This window comes from Corynebacterium jeddahense, from assembly GCF_028609865.1.
Taxonomy (GTDB): Bacteria; Actinomycetota; Actinomycetes; order Mycobacteriales; family Mycobacteriaceae; genus Corynebacterium; species Corynebacterium jeddahense.
The window spans coordinates 1,942,274-1,956,552 of sequence record NZ_CP063194.1; the positions used below are offsets into that span (position 1 = coordinate 1,942,274).

General features: G+C 71.6%; 15 protein-coding genes and 1 pseudogene. 1 reads left to right on the forward strand and 15 read right to left on the reverse strand.

Annotation, left to right across the window (positions count from 1 at the left end):
• Window positions 1-30: 30 nt before the first annotated feature.
• The 12 genes from holA to proB all read right to left on the reverse strand — a co-directional run bounded on the left by holA (window position 31) and on the right by proB (window position 10,650).
• Window positions 31-966: a DNA polymerase III subunit delta gene (holA, locus tag CJEDD_RS09395; RefSeq protein ID WP_042405078.1), complete on the reverse strand. Its 936-nt coding sequence runs from the start codon at window positions 964-966 to the stop codon at window positions 31-33.
• A gap of 1 nt (window position 967) precedes the next feature.
• Window positions 968-2,635 (reverse strand): ComEC/Rec2 family competence protein, encoded by a 1,668-nt coding sequence (locus CJEDD_RS09400; RefSeq protein WP_042405076.1) that lies wholly within the window; start codon window positions 2,633-2,635, stop codon window positions 968-970.
• A gap of 3 nt (window positions 2,636-2,638) precedes the next feature.
• A complete protein-coding gene (locus CJEDD_RS09405; protein WP_042405074.1) occupies window positions 2,639-3,292 on the reverse strand; it encodes a helix-hairpin-helix domain-containing protein in 654 nt (217 codons plus the stop codon).
• 79 nt (window positions 3,293-3,371) lie between these two features.
• Window positions 3,372-4,184 carry a DegV family protein gene (locus CJEDD_RS09410; RefSeq protein WP_042405072.1) on the reverse strand — a complete coding sequence of 271 codons (813 nt, stop codon included), beginning with the start codon at window positions 4,182-4,184 and terminating at the stop codon, window positions 3,372-3,374.
• Window positions 4,184-4,816, reverse strand: a complete 633-nt coding sequence (locus CJEDD_RS09415; protein ID WP_042405070.1) for a histidine phosphatase family protein — start codon at window positions 4,814-4,816, stop codon at window positions 4,184-4,186. Before CJEDD_RS09415 ends, CJEDD_RS09410 begins: the two co-directional genes overlap by 1 nt.
• A gap of 13 nt (window positions 4,817-4,829) precedes the next feature.
• Window positions 4,830-5,303 carry a ribosome silencing factor gene (gene rsfS / locus CJEDD_RS09420; protein ID WP_042405069.1) on the reverse strand — a complete coding sequence of 158 codons (474 nt, stop codon included), beginning with the start codon at window positions 5,301-5,303 and terminating at the stop codon, window positions 4,830-4,832.
• A gap of 69 nt (window positions 5,304-5,372) precedes the next feature.
• Window positions 5,373-5,942, reverse strand: coding sequence for a nicotinate-nucleotide adenylyltransferase (gene nadD, locus CJEDD_RS09425; RefSeq protein ID WP_042405095.1), 570 nt, complete (start codon window positions 5,940-5,942; stop codon window positions 5,373-5,375).
• Window positions 5,943-5,998: 56 nt separating this feature from the next.
• Entirely contained in the window at window positions 5,999-6,409 is a 411-nt protein-coding gene (locus tag CJEDD_RS09430) for a hypothetical protein (protein WP_042405068.1), read from the reverse strand.
• A complete protein-coding gene (locus CJEDD_RS09435) occupies window positions 6,409-7,347 on the reverse strand; it encodes a cutinase family protein (protein WP_232297654.1) in 939 nt (312 codons plus the stop codon). The genes CJEDD_RS09430 and CJEDD_RS09435 overlap by 1 nt, the downstream gene beginning before the upstream one ends.
• Before the next feature lie 10 nt (window positions 7,348-7,357).
• Window positions 7,358-8,605, reverse strand: coding sequence for a glutamate-5-semialdehyde dehydrogenase (locus CJEDD_RS09440; protein WP_042405066.1), 1,248 nt, complete (start codon window positions 8,603-8,605; stop codon window positions 7,358-7,360).
• Between the two features lie 2 nt (window positions 8,606-8,607).
• Window positions 8,608-9,516 carry a D-isomer specific 2-hydroxyacid dehydrogenase family protein gene (locus tag CJEDD_RS09445; RefSeq protein ID WP_042405065.1) on the reverse strand — a complete coding sequence of 303 codons (909 nt, stop codon included), beginning with the start codon at window positions 9,514-9,516 and terminating at the stop codon, window positions 8,608-8,610.
• Window positions 9,517-9,534: 18 nt separating this feature from the next.
• A complete protein-coding gene (gene proB / locus CJEDD_RS09450) occupies window positions 9,535-10,650 on the reverse strand; it encodes a glutamate 5-kinase (RefSeq protein WP_042405063.1) in 1,116 nt (371 codons plus the stop codon).
• Between the two features lie 57 nt (window positions 10,651-10,707).
• Between proB and CJEDD_RS09455 the strand changes: the two genes are divergently transcribed.
• On the forward strand, window positions 10,708-11,781 hold the full coding sequence (locus CJEDD_RS09455; protein WP_074432468.1) for an HNH endonuclease signature motif containing protein: 1,074 nt from the start codon (window positions 10,708-10,710) through the stop codon (window positions 11,779-11,781).
• 55 nt (window positions 11,782-11,836) lie between these two features.
• Here the strand turns inward: CJEDD_RS09455 and obgE are convergent, their stop codons facing one another.
• From obgE to rplU, 3 genes and pseudogenes are all read right to left on the reverse strand, one after another.
• A complete protein-coding gene (obgE, locus tag CJEDD_RS09460) occupies window positions 11,837-13,342 on the reverse strand; it encodes a GTPase ObgE (protein ID WP_042405061.1) in 1,506 nt (501 codons plus the stop codon).
• A 178-nt stretch (window positions 13,343-13,520) separates the two neighbouring features.
• Window positions 13,521-13,778: pseudogene (gene rpmA, locus CJEDD_RS09465) on the reverse strand (50S ribosomal protein L27); the annotation flags it as partial.
• 21 nt (window positions 13,779-13,799) lie between these two features.
• Window positions 13,800-14,105 carry a 50S ribosomal protein L21 gene (gene rplU, locus CJEDD_RS09470; RefSeq protein ID WP_042405059.1) on the reverse strand — a complete coding sequence of 102 codons (306 nt, stop codon included), beginning with the start codon at window positions 14,103-14,105 and terminating at the stop codon, window positions 13,800-13,802.
• Window positions 14,106-14,279 lie beyond the last annotated feature (174 nt).

The window sequence follows — 14,279 nt, forward strand, 5'->3', positions numbered from 1 at the left end:
CGACGATGGTGGCGAGGTCGGCGGGCGCGATCATACGAGCTCGGCGATGCGGCGGACCGCGTCCTCGACGGCGAATTCCGCGTCGCCGCCCTGCCCCTTCACCTCGGCGTCGAGCTGCGCGACGATGACCACGGCCTGGGACACGGCCTCGCCGCTCCACTGCCGCGCCACCTGCATCGTCTTCTTTGCCACGTAGGGGTGCATCCCAACCGTGCGGGCGACCTGTTCGGGCGTGCCACGGACGTCGTAAAGCTTCGCGATGTCGCCCACCTTGTGGGCGAGCGCCGCGGTGATCGCGGCGGGTTCCGTGCCCAGCTGCAGGGCCCGGCGTGTCGACGCCAACGCGCGGTCGACCCGGCCCGCAACCGCCTGGTCCGCGATGTCGAAGCCCGCGACCTCGGCAACGCCGACGTAGTACTGGCGCACCGCCTCGACGGTGAGCTCTCCCTCGGTGTCGCTGACGAGCTGCGAGACGGCCGAGGAGAGCTCGCGCAGGTCGGAGCCGACGGATTCCAGCACCGCCGCCACGACGTCCGGGGTGGGCCGCACGCCGTGGCTGCGGAACTCCTGCGCGAGCCAGGTGCGCCGCTCGCCCTCCTTGAGGGGATCGACGGTGTGCACCTGCGCGACCTTGGCGAACTTCTTCACCATCGCCTTCTGTCGCCCGCCGCCGGTGTGCTGGACCACGAGCGTGATCCCCGGCGCCGGGTCGACGCACGCGCGCAGCAGAACCTCGGTGGGTTCCTTGCCGGCGAGCTCGGTGTGTTCGAACACGACAACCCGGTCCTCGGCGAACAGCGATGGGCTCGTCGCCATCGCGATCTCACCCTCCGAGACCTCGCCCGCTTTGAGCGTGGTCACCTCGACGCCGTCGCCGGCCTCGGCGACGATCTGCCTGGTGGCCCGCTCGGCAAGGAATTCGTCCTCGCCGAGCACGAGGTGCACGGGGTTGAGCATGCCGACCATCTTAAGCCCCGCCCCCGCCGAGGCGCTGCGTCCCGTCGCTGTAGAGCACGACCGGCCCGTCGCGGTTCGGGAAGATCACCGGGATGCCCCCGCGCGTGGCCACGGGCCGGGCGTGCGGGGCGCCACCCTCGAGCACGACGACGAGCTGCGTGCCGGGCGGGACCGGTTCGACGTCATCCTTCGTGTCCACGACGTACGCGCGCAGCGTCGCCGTATCGACGGGCCGGGCGTGGTGGCCGGGCAGCGCCGCGACACCGAGGCCGGCCACGGCGGCGAGTGCGCACGCCGCGCACGCCGCACCTGCCGTGAGCCGAACCCGCCCGGCGGCGAGGCCTGCGGCGATCCACCCGTAGGCGACGAGGACGGCGAGCGGGCCCGCCTCCACCGTCGCACCGGGCAGCGACGCGCCGACGCGGGCGACGGTGTGCACCCACCACGTCAGCGGCTCGACGAGGCGCAGCAGCGGGGTCTCCAGCCCGCCGGGGACGAGGCAGAGCGTCGCCGCTGCGAGCCCGAGCACCGTCACCGCCCCCGCCACCGGGGCGACGAGCACGTTCGCCGCCACCGAGACGAGCGAGACCCGCCCGGCCATAAGCGCGACGATCGGCGCCGTCGCCGCATCCGCGGCGACCGCCACGGCGAGCGCCCGTACGAGGATGTCCGGCCACCGGGTAACGGCCAGCGCCCGGTAGAGGAACGGGAACAGCGCGACGATGCCGGCCGTCGCTGCCACCGACAGCGCGAACCCGAAATGCACCGCGAGGTCCGAATCCACGAGCACGAGCCCGATGACCGACAGACACAGCGCGTGCACCGGCTCCGACTGGCGCGACGCGAGCACCGCCACGAGCCCGACGAGCCCGGACACCGACGCGCGCAGCACGCTCGGCTCTGGCCCGACGAGGCCGGCGTAGAGCAGCAGCGCCGCCGCCGAGCAGGCGAGCCGCCCGCGCAGCCCGAGGCCGACCGCGGCGGCCGCCACTGCCGCGAACGAGGTCACCACCGCGATGTTCGCCCCGGACACGGCGGACAGGTGGGACAGGCCGGTGTCCACGTACGCCTGCTGCTCGGCCGCGGATTGCAGGGAGACGTCGCCAAGCACCATGCCCGGGATGAGTCCCTGCGAGGACGGCCCCACCTTCGCCTCCACCACCGCCGCGAACGTCGAGCGCACGTGCTGCGCGAACGCGGCCAGCCCCTGCGGCGGCCCGACCACCTCGAGGCCGCCGTTGACCGTGTACGGGTTCACCCCCGCCCGCGCGGACTCCCCCAGCGTCCCCGTTGCCACGACGCGCGCGCCCGACACCGCGCCCGGCGGCAGCGCCTCCGCGAACACCGGCACCGGCGCCGGGTAGCCCGGCACCGACACGTTGGCGAGGTACGCGCCCGAGGCGACCCGCTTCACCGGCCCGCTCAGCGTGCCCGCCACCTCGGCGCGGGCGCGGCCGAACTCCCACGCCGCGGCCGCGCGCACCCGCAGCCCCGCCGTCGCCACCGCGGCCGCCCCGAGCCCCGCGGTGAGCAGCGCCTGCCCCGGTTCGCGCAGCGCGAGCGCGGCGGCGCACAGCACCGCGACGGCCAGCGCCCCCGCCCACGCGCCGACAAGGATGCAGCACGCGGCACCCGCCCACACCGCGAGCGCCGCCGGCACCAGCCGCAGCTCCCCCACGGTCTACAACACCACCTGGGCGCGCATCGCCTCGAGCTTCGCCGGCCCGATGCCCTTGACGTCGAGCAGCCCGTCGACGGACCGGAACGGCCCGTTCGCCTCCCGGTGCGCGACGATCGCCGCCGCGGTGGCCGCGCCCACGCCCGGCAGCGCCGTGAGCTCCTGCGCGGTCGCGGCGTTGAGCGAGACCGCGCCCGCCGCAGCGCCCGTGGCACCGCCCGGCGCGGGGGCGGCCGCGGGCGGCGGGGCGGCGCCAATGGCTGTGACGTGGATCTGCTGGCCGTCGACAAGCAGCTGCGCCTGGTTGAGCGCGATGAGGTCCGCGCCGGGTAGCGGGCGCGCGACCTGCAGCGCGTCGGCCACGCGGGCGCCGTCGTTGAGCGTGACCAGCCCCGGGTTTTCCACCTCACCGACGACGGAGACCACGACCACCCCGGCGACCTCCGTCGGCGCCGCGGCAGGCTCCCACGCTGGTTCGGCCGTCCCGCCCCCTCCGCGCAGCAGCGCCCACGCGACCACGAGTGCAAGCACCAGCCCCACCGCCGCGGCGGCCTGCTTCACCGGCACCGTCACACGCGGCTGCGGGTAGCGCACGGCGAGCAGGTCCTCCTCCCCGGTGGGCCGGGTGAGGTCCTGAATGCGGTCGATGGCCTTCATGCCCGAGACGCTACAAACGCCCCAGACGAAATAAAAGGGGCGCGGGGTGCGGCTGTGGATAACTCCGCTGAAACGTCAACTAGCCGCGGGAGTTCTCCACAGGCCCGTGCGAGGAAAAGACAACGGACAGCCCGATCGCGCCCGCCCCGGTGTGCACCGCGAGCGCCGGGACGAGCGGCTCGACCATGACGCGGGAGCCCGCCGGCAGCTGGCCCTCGAGCAGCTCGGCGAGCTGGGCGGCCGGATCCGGCGCGGACGCGTGCTGAATCGCGGCGAAGACGGGCTGGCCCGCGGCGCGCTCGACTACGAGCTCCGCGAGTTTGGCAAACGCCTTCGACTGCGTGCGCGTCTTGCCCGCCAGCTCGAGCTTGCCGTCGTTGACGCGCAGGATCGGCTTGTTGGCCAGCAGCGCCGCCGAGAGCACCGACGTGCCCGTGGGCAGGCGGCCGGACTTGCGCAGGTCATCGAGCTGGTGCAGGTACAGCCACGTCTCGGAACGCGCGAGCGTCGACTGCGCCATCGCCTCACACGCGGCGAGGTCCCCGCCCTCCTGCGCGACGGTTGCGGCGGCCATCGCGGCGGCGCCGATGGTCATGCCCACCGAGTCCGTCTCCACCACGCGCACCGTCCCCGGGAACACCGCCGACGCCGCCACGGCCGCCGACCACGTCGAGGACAGCGCCTTCGCCAGGTGCAGCGCCACCACGCCCTCATCCCCGCCGCGCTCGAGCTGGCGCGCGTAGGCGGCGGCGAGCTCGAGCGAGGACAGGCCGGACGTGGACGTGCCGTCGCCCTCGTCCATGACGTGCAGGTCCACGACCGTGATGTCGAGCTCGCGAACCACCTCCGCGGGCAGCCCCGCGGACGAGTCGACCACCACGCGCACACCCATCAGTTCAACCCCCGGTTCCAGGCCTCGAGGTACCACTGGGTGGCCGAAGGGTCGTCGATACGCGGCAGCGCCACGAGCCGCGACGTGTTCGCGTTGCCAAGCCCCTTGAACACCGGGTACTGCTCCACGCCGAGGCCGAGTAGCGATGCCGTAAGCCCCGCGATCGTGCCGCCGTGCGAGACGATGAGCAGCGCCTCGCCGTCCCACCCGTCGTGCGACGCCATGAGCTCCTCGACCACCTCGCGCGCCCGCCGCGCGACCTCGACGCGGCTTTCTCCCTGGGGCGGCGCCCACGACGCGTCGCTGCGCCACATCGCGCGGGCGCCCTCGTGCTCCTCGTCCACCTCGCTGTGGGTCTTGCCCTGCCAGTCCCCGAGGTGCGTTTCGCGCAGCCGCGTATCGACGTCTACAGCGAGCCCCAGATCAGCCCCGACCACCTCTGCGGTGTGCCGGGCGCGCACGAGGTCGGAGGACACGATCTTGCCGATGCCGGCGTCGCGCAGCTCCGCGGCGGCGGCGTGGGCCTGGGCGAGGCCGCGCTCAGAGAGCACCGTGTCGAGCTGGCCCTGCATGCGCTGGGTCGCGTTGTACTCCGTCTCGCCGTGGCGCAGCAGAATAAGGCGTCGTTGCATGGTCGGCGGCGGCTTAGTAGACGTCGTCGGCGTCGGCCGGGCCCTCGCCGGCGAGCGGCAGATCCTCGATGTGCTGGGCGGCGCGCAGCTGCGCCTCGTCCCCGAAGGCGGCGGGGCGCTCGTAAGGCTCGAGCCCCTCGACCTCGATGACCGGGCAGTCGGCGTAGAGGCGGTCGAGGCCGTAGAACTCGCGCTCCGCCTCGCGCTGGACGTGGACGACGAAGTTGCCGTAGTCGAGTAGGACCCAGCGGTTCTCCCGGTTGCCCTCGCGGCGCTTCGGCTCCACCCCGAGGTCAGTGAGGTCACCCTCGACTTCCTCGACGATCGCGGCGACCTGGCGCTCGTTGTCCGCGGAGACGACGACGAACACGTCGGTGATGGCCATGACGTTGGATACGTCGATCACGGCGATGTTGGTGCCGAGCTTCTCGTCGGCGGCTTTGGCGGCGACCTTCGCCCGGTCAATCGAGATCTGCGGAGCGGTCAAGTGGCAATCCTTCGTGGGTGTGTTTTGGGCACAGACCGGGCCATTGTCCCACGGCCGGCCCGCGAAACGCTAGTCGTAGAGCGAATTCTTGGCGATGTACTGCACCACCCCGTCCGGCACGAGGTACCAGACCGGGCGGCCCGCCGCGGCGCGGGCGCGGCAGTCGGTCGAGGAGATGGCCATCGCCGGGATCTCCACGAGGTGCACCCGCTCCTGGATGGCGGGGGGCAGCATGTCCTCGCGCAGCTCGTAGCCCGGGCGGGTGACGCCGACAAACTCGGCGAGCTGGAACATCTCCTCCCAGTCGTGCCAGGACATGATCGACGCCAAGGCGTCCGCGCCGGTGATGAAGTACAGCTCCTCGTCCGCGAACTCCTCGCGCAGGTCCTTGAGCGTGTCGATGGTGTACGTCGGCCCCCCGCGGTCGATGTCCACGCGGGAGACGGAGAAGCGCGGGTTGGAGGCGGTGGCGATGACCGTCATGAGGTAGCGGTCCTCCGCCGGGCTGATCTGCTTGCCCTCCTTCTGCCACGGCTGGCCGGTGGGCACGAAGATGACCTCGTCGAGGGCGAAGCGGTCCGCGACCTCGCTCGCCGCGACAAGGTGGCCGTGGTGGATGGGGTCGAACGTGCCGCCCATGACGCCGATGCGCCGCGCCCGCTCGAGGGACGCCGCGAAGTGCTCCGACACGCCCGTCACACCGCCTTCGGCACGAAGTGGATGTCGACGGACTCGATGAACAGCAGCGACATCCCGATCAACCCGGCCACGAGCGCACCCACGACGCCGAGCACGGCGGCGACGGCCGTCTTCTTGCCGGACTCGTCGTCCGCCCAGCGCTCCTTGCCGCTGCTCCCGTTCGCGCCGCCCTTGACCTCCTGGGTGGTGCACACCGGCTTGCCGTCCTTGTCGGTGACGGGGATGGGCTTGCTCGCCTCGTCGAGGAGCTTGTTGCCCTCGGCGTCCACCTTCCACGTGCAGTTCTCCTCGACCACGACGACGCGCTTCGTATCGCGCACCATCGTTTCGGCGGCGCCGGCGGGCGCCGCGCACACGGCCCCGAGCGCCGCTGCCGCGGCGAGCGCCGCGCCCCGCAGCCGGCGCATTAGCGGTACCGCACCTGGTCGACGAAGCGGCCAAAGGAGTCCGAAACCTGGTTGTCCCAGCGCGACGGCCAGCGGAAGTAGCGGGCGTGGTTGCCGCCGGTGGCCTGGGAGGCCTGCAGCGTCTGCACCGACAGGTCACACACCGCGTCTTGCGGCAGGCAGTAGTTCACGCGGTTGCGGGTGCCCGCCGCGGTCTTCGAGTTGAACGGCAGGAAGCCGAGCATGCCGCCCGCGCCACCGCCGGGCACGCCGACCGTCGACCAGTCGCCCGGCGCGGTGTTGGGGTTGCCGAAGTAGACCACGCCGGCGAGCTGCCCGCGCCGCGCGAGCTCGCGCTCGTGCTCGAGCAGGATCATCGCGCCCTGCGAGTACCCGGAGAGGATGTACTGCGGGTGGCAGCCGCGGGAGGCCTCGTAGTCGTTGATCATCTGCATCACGCCGGTGCGGCCGATGTTCACCGAGTCGACGAACTCGGTCGCGGCGCGGCGCGCGGTCATGAACACCGGGTTCGCCCACTGCACGGCCAGGCCGAGGGCCTGGAGGATCGTGGCGGGCACGGCGACCTCGGGCACGTCGTATTCCGGGAACGTCGCCGGATAGTAGCGCGGCTCGAGGCCGATGACCTCGACATCCTTCATCAGCGAGTTGCCGCCGTGGGTGGCGGCGTAGCGGGCCTCGGAGCGCTGGAGGAAGGCGCGGATCGTCTCGGCCTCCCAGCCGTTCGAGGTCCACGGCGCGGCCCACGAGTAGCGGGTCGGGTAGATCTGGGTGTTCTGGCCGGAGCCGCGGGCGGCGATGAACGCGACCGCGGGGCAGCGGGTCTGGGCGTCCGCCTCCTGCACGGGTGCGACGGGAGTGAAGGTGGCGGTGACGGCGGTTGCGACGGCGGCGACGAACGTCGCAACGCGGGCGCGCAGGGAGGTACGGGATTTCAACACGACGGATACCCTAGCGCACCTGCCCAGATCCCTCCATGATCCACTTCGTGGTGGTCAGCTCCGGCAGCGCCATCGGGCCGCGCGCGTGGAGCTTCTGGGTGGAGATGCCGATCTCGGCGCCCATGCCGAACTCCTCGCCGTCCGTGAACGCCGTCGAGGCGTTGCACGCAACGACGGCGGCGTCGACGCCGGAGGTGAAGCGTCGCAACGCATCCGCGTCCTGGGCGGCGATAGCCTCCGTGTGCCCGCTGGAGTAGCGCGCGATGTGGGCGATCGCGCCATCCACGCCGTCGACGACGGCGCTCGCGATGTCCATGGAGAGGTACTCCTCGGCGAAGTCCGCCTCGGTCGCCGGGGTCACGCGCGCACCGAACGCGGCATGCGTCTCGACGTCCCCGTGGACCTCCACGCCCGCCTCCTGGAGCGCGCGGATGACGGCGAGCTTGTCGTGCGCGGGCAGCGCTGCGTCGAGGAGCACCGTCTCCGTCGCGTTGCACACGCTCACCCGGCGCGTCTTGCCGTTGAGCAGGATGGCGATGGCGCGACCCAGGTCGGCGGACGCGTCGATGTAGCAGTGGCAGTTGCCGGTGCCGGTCTCGATCGTGGGCACGGTGGCGCCGGTGACCACGGACTCGATGAGGCGCGCGCTGCCGCGCGGGATGACCACGTCCACCAGCCCGCGCGCGGTGATGAGGTCACGCACCGAGTCGTGGGTCTCGCTCGGCAGGAGCTGCACCGCCTCGCGCGGCAGGCCGCGGGCGGCGAGGGTGTCCTGCAGCACCGCCACGAGCGCCTCGTTCGTGCGCCGCGCCGTCTTCGACCCGCGCAGCAGCGCCGCGTTGCCGGACTTGAGCGCGAGGCCGAACGCGTCGACGGTGACGTTCGGGCGCGCCTCGTACACCATGCCCATGACGCCGAGCGGCACGCGCACCTGCCGCAGTCGGATGCCGTTCGGCAGCGTGCGGCCGGCGAGCACCTCCCCCACCGGGTCGGGCAGCGACGCCACCTGGCGCAGGCCGCCGGCGATGCCCTCGATGCGCGCCGCATCGAGCGCGAGCCGGTCGAGCATCGCCTCCGCCAGCCCCGCCTGCCTGCCGCTGTCCAGGTCGAGCGCGTTCGCCTCCAAGACCTCGGCGGCGCGCTGCGTGAGCGCGTCGGCGGCGGCGGTAAGCGCCGCGTCCTTCTCCGGCGTGGGCAGCGCGGCGAGCGCCGGCGCGACCTCCTTCGCCCGCCGGGCTTGCTCGTATACCTCGTTCACGCCTAGTACCCCGCCTCGACGTCGACCTCGGTCGCCATCGTCTCGCCCGCAGCGAAGAGCTCCCAGTTCCGCGCGGCGAGCCCGCCGATGCGGCGCATCATGAACCGCGGGATATTCGCCGTGTGCGGCGTGATCACGCAGTTGTCCAGGCCCCACAGCGGGTGGTCGGCGGGCAGCGGCTCGGGCTCGGTGACGTCGAGGCCGGCCCCGCGCAGGTGGCCGTTGAGCAGCGACTGCGTGAGCGCCTGCGTATCGACGAGCGGGCCGCGCCCCACGTTGACCACCACCGCGCCGTCCTTCATCTTCCCGAGCGTGTCGGCGTTGACCATGTGGCGCGTGGCGTCCGTGAGCGGGGCGAGCAGGACGAAGTAGTCGTTGTCCGCCCAGACCTCGTCGGTGAGCGTGACGGTGCGGTTCGCGCCCTCGACCGGGTTGCCGGAGCGATTGACCGCCGTGATGTCCATGCCGAACGGCGCGAGGAAGCGGATGAGCGTTTTGCCGATGCCGCCGGCGCCGATGAGCGCGAGCTTCTTGTCGTCGAAAAGGTACTGCTTCTCCGCGAAGAGCTGGGTGTTGTTCCACTCGGGGCGCACGGCCTTGAGGCGGTGCTCGATGGCGAGCAGCAGCGCGAGGGTGGACTCGGCCACCGTGTCGTCGTAGAGCCCGCCGGCGTTGGCGAAGCGGACGCCGTGCTTCGCGTGTGTGGCGAAGACGTCCTGCAGGTTCTCCACGCCCGCGTAGACGATCTGCACGACCTTGACCGATTCCGGCAGCTCGTCCGGGAAGTCCTTCGGCCCGCCGCCGAAGATCACCATGTCCGGGTTGTCCTCGAGCGCGACGTGCTCGTGGCCGTTCGCCTCGAGGTCCGCGATCGGCTCGTCCTTGGGCTTGGGCAGGTAGGCGAATTTCATGCCCGCCAAGGGTAGCGCCTAGAGGCGGGAGGCGTAGTTGGACAGGTAGTCCGCGTGGACGACGGCGCGGCGCTGGTGCTCCGGCAGCTCGTCGGAGCGGCGGCCGAGCATGCCGGCGAGCTCGGCGGCGCCGTAGGCCACCTCGCCGCGGCCGATGGCCGCCGAGTCAGGGCCGAGGATCTCGACGATGTCGCCGGCGTGGAACTCGCCCTCGATGCCGGTGATGCCGACGGCGAGGAGGCTCGTGCCCCCGCGGGTGACGGCGTCGACGGCCCCGGCGTCGAGACGCAAGACGCCCTCCGCATCCGCGGCGTAGAGCGCCCAGAACTTCCACGCCGAGAGCGAGCGCTCGGGGCGGGTGTGGAACACGGTGCCCACCTGCGCCGCGCCGAGGGCCTCCTCGATCTTGTCGGCGGCGGTGAGCAGCACCGGCACCCCGCCGCGCGCCGCCAAGCGCGCCGCCGAGACCTTCGCCGCCATGCCGCCGGTGCCGAACGCTCCCCCGTCGCCGGCCTGGACAGCCTCGAGGTCGCTGCCGGTGCGCACGTCGCTGATGCGCACCGCGCGCGGGTCTGCGGGGTTGATGTCGTAGAGGGCGTCGACGTCGGAGAGCAACACGAGCGCGTCCGCGCCGACGAGCGTGGCCACGATCGCGGAGAGGCGGTCGTTGTCGCCGAAGCGCATCTCCGAGGTGGCGACGGTGTCGTTCTCGTTGACGATCGGCACCGCGCCCATCTGCCGCAGCCTGTCGATCGTGCGCTGCGCGTTGCGGGCGCGCTCGCGCGACCCGGCGTCGGACTGCGTGAGTAGCACCTGCCCGACCGTGCGCCCGTAGCGAGCGAAGGAGGCGCCCCAGACCTGCGCGAGGTGGATCTGGCCGACCGCGGCGGCGGCCTGCTTCGTGGCTAGGTCGCGCGGGCGCGCCTTCAGGCCGAGCGGCGCCATCCCTGCGGCGATGGCGCCGGAGGACACGACGACGACGTCGCAGCCGCGGGCGATGCGACCCTCGATCGCGTCGACGATGCGGTCGATCTTTGCGGGATCCAGCGCACCGGTGCCGTCGACGAGGGACGACGTACCCAGCTTCACCACGATCTTGCGCGCCGACGCGATTGTGTCTCTCAGCTCCTCCACGCCGTGCGAGTGTAGCGGACTATTGACTATTTCGGTTGACTGGCTATTATTCGCATCATGAACGCATTTGAGACCATGCTTTCCGCATCCGGCGAACTCGCGGTGGAGTTCCTCGCGCACTTCGATCGCGAGCGCCTCCTCGCCGCCGGGTTCAGCCCCGCGCGCGTGCGCGACTGGCGCCTCGCGCACAGCGCGTACTTCGGCGCGACGACATGGACGGCGAAGCAGCGCGAGGCGGTGGCGCTCGCGCGCTCGTCCGCGCTCACGCTCGACCAGCTCGTGCTCATCGAGAAGCGGCTGCGCAGCGTCGCCGACGACGCGCTGCGCTGGCAGCTGCGTCACCGGCTCCTCGCGTTCCGCGGCGGGTACGAGGCGCTGCAGCGCTACGCGGACGAGGTGGTGCCGAAGCCGCCGCCGAAGAAGCCGCGCGCGCAGGTGCGCTTCTGCGCGGCCATCCTCGGCATGCGCACGATGATCGTCACCGCCCCCGAGCGCGACATCACCGACATCGAGCACCGCCTGCGCCAGGACCTCGACCCCGAGCTCCCCGAGGCTCCCCAGATGGTAGCACCGCTTTTCGACGCCCTCCGGGACGGCGACGCCGGCATCGCCCACGCCGTGCCGCGCCCGCTGCTCCTCGTCCCGGTCGAGGAGCACTGCCGCATCCTCGCCGGCTCCGGCGACGACGTAGTCCTCGGCCTTTCCGACGGCACGACCATGACCGGCGCCGAGTACCTCCAAGAACACTTCGGCGACGTGCTCGAGGTGGCGGCGTTCCACCCCGCGGCCGGGCCGGTGAACATGTACCACACCGAGCGCTTCGCCAACCAGAAACAGCGCGACCTGCTGCGCGCGGCCCAGCCCATGTGCCCCGTGCCGGATTGCCGGCGCGCCGCGGACTTCTGCGAGTTCCACCACATCACCCCGTGGAAGCACGGCGGAAAGACGAACCTCGACAACTTGGCGCCGCTGTGCAGATACCACAACCGCACGAACGACGACGACCCCGGCACCGCCAGGCGCGGCCGGATCGTGCGCCGCAACGGCCGGATCTCTTGGCGCTCCCCGTTCGACCGCGACGCAGTCAACGCGCGCGGGCCCCGCGGCGCGATGGAACTGCTCTTCGGCTAGCCCCCGCGCCCGGTAAACGGCGACCGCACCCAGTGCGGCCGCCCGTTCAGCGTGCCTAGCCCTGCCAACGCTCCCGATCCGCCTGCTCGTCGGAGCCGTAGTCGTACTCGTCGATGAGGCCGCGGCGGGCCTGGGAGGCGCGCTTGCGCTCGGCCGCCGACGCGCGGTCCGTGCCGCCGAGGCGCGCGTCCTGGCCGCGGCCCGCCATCGTCGGGTCGCCGCCGATCGAGGGCTCCCAGTCGAAGGAGATCTCGCCGATGGTGACGGTGTCGCCCTCGTGCGCGCCGAGCTTGCGCAGCATGTCCTCCACGCCCGCCTTGTTCAGGCGGTCGGAGAGGTAGCCCACGGCCTCGTCGTTCTCGAAGTCGGTCTGGCGCACCCAGCGCTCCACCTTCTCGCCCGTGACCAGCCAGCCCTCGGGATAGAACGGGTCGCGGATGACCTCGATGCCTTCCTCGTCGCGGCGGCCGACGGCTTTGGGGCGGATGACCTGTGGTGCGTCGATACGCTGGGGACGCGGGCGGGATGCGCGCGAGCGCTTCACGATGTCCCACATCGCCCACTTCAGCTCGTCGAGACCCTCGCGCGTCGCCGTCGAGATCATGTGCACCGGCCAGCCGAACTTCGCCTCGATGTCGCCGGCGAGGAACTCCGCGAGCTCCTTCGCCTCGGGCACGTCCATCTTGTTCAGCACCACGAGGCGGGGGCGCTCCCGCAGGTCGCCGAGACCGGAGTCCATGTCGAGCGCCTCCGCGTACGAATCGAGCTCGCGCTCGAGCGCCTCGATGTCCGAGATCGGGTCGCGCCCGGGCTCCATCGTGGCGACGTCGACGACGTGCGCGAGCACCGCGGTCCGCTCGATGTGGCGCAGGAAGTCGAGGCCCAGGCCCTTGCCCTCGCTCGCGCCCGGGATGAGCCCCGGCACGTCCGCGATGGTGAACGTGTCGTGCCCCACGGTGACCACGCCCAGGTTGGGCACAAGGGTGGTGAACGGGTAGTCCGCGATCTTCGGCTTCGCGGCGGAGAGCACCGAGATGAGCGACGACTTGCCCGCCGACGGGAAGCCGACGAGCCCGACGTCCGCCATCGACTTCAGCTCGAGGATGAGGTCGTGCGCCTCGCCCGGCTCGCCCTTGAGAGCGAACCCGGGTGCCTTGCGTTTCGCCGTCGCTAAGGCGGCGTTGCCCAAGCCCCCGTAGCCGCCCTCCGCGGCGATGAAGCGGGTGCCGGGGACGGTGAGGTCCGCGAGCACCTCGCCGTCCTCGCTGCGCACCACCGTGCCCACCGGCACCTCGAGCACGAGATCCTCGCCGCGCGCGCCGTTGCGCCAGTCGCCCTCGCCGTTGCCGCCGCGGCCCGACTTCACGTGCGGGCGGTACTGGAAGTCCAGCAGCGTGTGCACCTGCGTGGATACCTCGAGGACGATGTCGCCGCCGTGGCCGCCGTTGCCGCCGTCCGGCCCGCCGAGCGGCTTGAACTTCTCGCGGTGCACGGACGCGCAGCCGTGCCCGCCGTCGCCCGCCTGGAGGTGCAGGGTGGCGCGGTCAACGAATTGGGCCATGGTGAAAACCGCCTTTCATCAATCACGACAAGGATAAAGAAAAAGCGCCGCGGCCCGAATGCACGGACCCGCGGCGCTCGACGAAAACGCGTTACGCGGTGGCGGTCGCCTCTGCGGCGGTACCCTCCTCGACAACGCCCGCCGCCTCGGCCTGCTCGAGGACCTCGGAGGCGACGCCGGCGCCGTCGGCCGGGACGATGTTCACGATGCGGCGCTTACGCTTGATGCCGAACTGGACGGAGCCAGCGGTCCGCGCGAACAGCGTGTCGTCGCCACCGCGGCCGACGTTGTCGCCCGGGTGGAACTTGGTGCCGCGCTGGCGGACGATGATCTCGCCGGCCTTGACCTGCTGGCCACCGAAGCGCTTCACACCGAGGCGCTTGGACTCAGAGTCACGACCGTTCGCGGAGCTGGATGCACCCTTCTTGTGTGCCATTGTTCAAACTCTCCTAAGTTGTTACTTGATGCCGGTGATCTTGACGGTGGTCAGCTGCTGGCGGTGGCCCTGACGCTTCTTGTAGCCGGTCTTGTTCTTGTACTTGAGAATGTCGACCTTCTTGCCCTTGCCCTGCTCAACGATCTCCGCGGAGACGTTGACCTTGGAAAGCGCGTCCGCACCCGAGGTGACGTCTGCCCCATCGACGAGAAGGACCGGGGTGAGTTCGACCTTGTCGCCTGCTTCACCCTCAAGCTTCTCGACCTTGACGAGGTCGCCCTCGGCAACCTTGTACTGCTTGCCGCCGGTCTTGACGATCGCGTACATAGAGGGTTACCCCTTATCTCTACTCGCCCACCCCCGGCATGCCACGGGGGTGGAATGGAACAGTGTGAGCGTTTCGGGGCCCATCGTGAGCCAGCCGTGCCCGCATGCGTAGGCAACGAGGCAGCTCGCCCCGAAACAGCGACTCGGCAAGACTACACCGGCACCTCGCCCGTT

Excerpts from the sequence above, each read along its gene's own strand:
- holA (WP_042405078.1), bottom strand. The coding sequence starts at position 966 with ATGGTCGGCATGCTCAACCCCGTGCACCTCGTGCTCGGCGAGGACGAA.
- CJEDD_RS09405 (WP_042405074.1), bottom strand. The coding sequence starts at position 3,292 with ATGAAGGCCATCGACCGCATTCAGGACCTCACCCGGCCCACCGGGGAG.
- CJEDD_RS09410 (WP_042405072.1), bottom strand. The coding sequence starts at position 4,184 with ATGGGTGTGCGCGTGGTGGTCGACTCGTCCGCGGGGCTGCCCGCGGAG.
- CJEDD_RS09415 (WP_042405070.1), bottom strand. The coding sequence starts at position 4,816 with ATGCAACGACGCCTTATTCTGCTGCGCCACGGCGAGACGGAGTACAAC.
- nadD (WP_042405095.1), bottom strand. The coding sequence starts at position 5,942 with ATGGGCGGCACGTTCGACCCCATCCACCACGGCCACCTTGTCGCGGCG.
- CJEDD_RS09430 (WP_042405068.1), bottom strand. The coding sequence starts at position 6,409 with ATGCGCCGGCTGCGGGGCGCGGCGCTCGCCGCGGCAGCGGCGCTCGGG.
- CJEDD_RS09445 (WP_042405065.1), bottom strand. The coding sequence starts at position 9,516 with ATGAAATTCGCCTACCTGCCCAAGCCCAAGGACGAGCCGATCGCGGAC.
- CJEDD_RS09455 (WP_074432468.1), top strand. The coding sequence starts at position 10,708 with ATGAACGCATTTGAGACCATGCTTTCCGCATCCGGCGAACTCGCGGTG.
- obgE (WP_042405061.1), bottom strand. The coding sequence starts at position 13,342 with ATGGCCCAATTCGTTGACCGCGCCACCCTGCACCTCCAGGCGGGCGAC.
- rplU (WP_042405059.1), bottom strand. The coding sequence starts at position 14,105 with ATGTACGCGATCGTCAAGACCGGCGGCAAGCAGTACAAGGTTGCCGAG.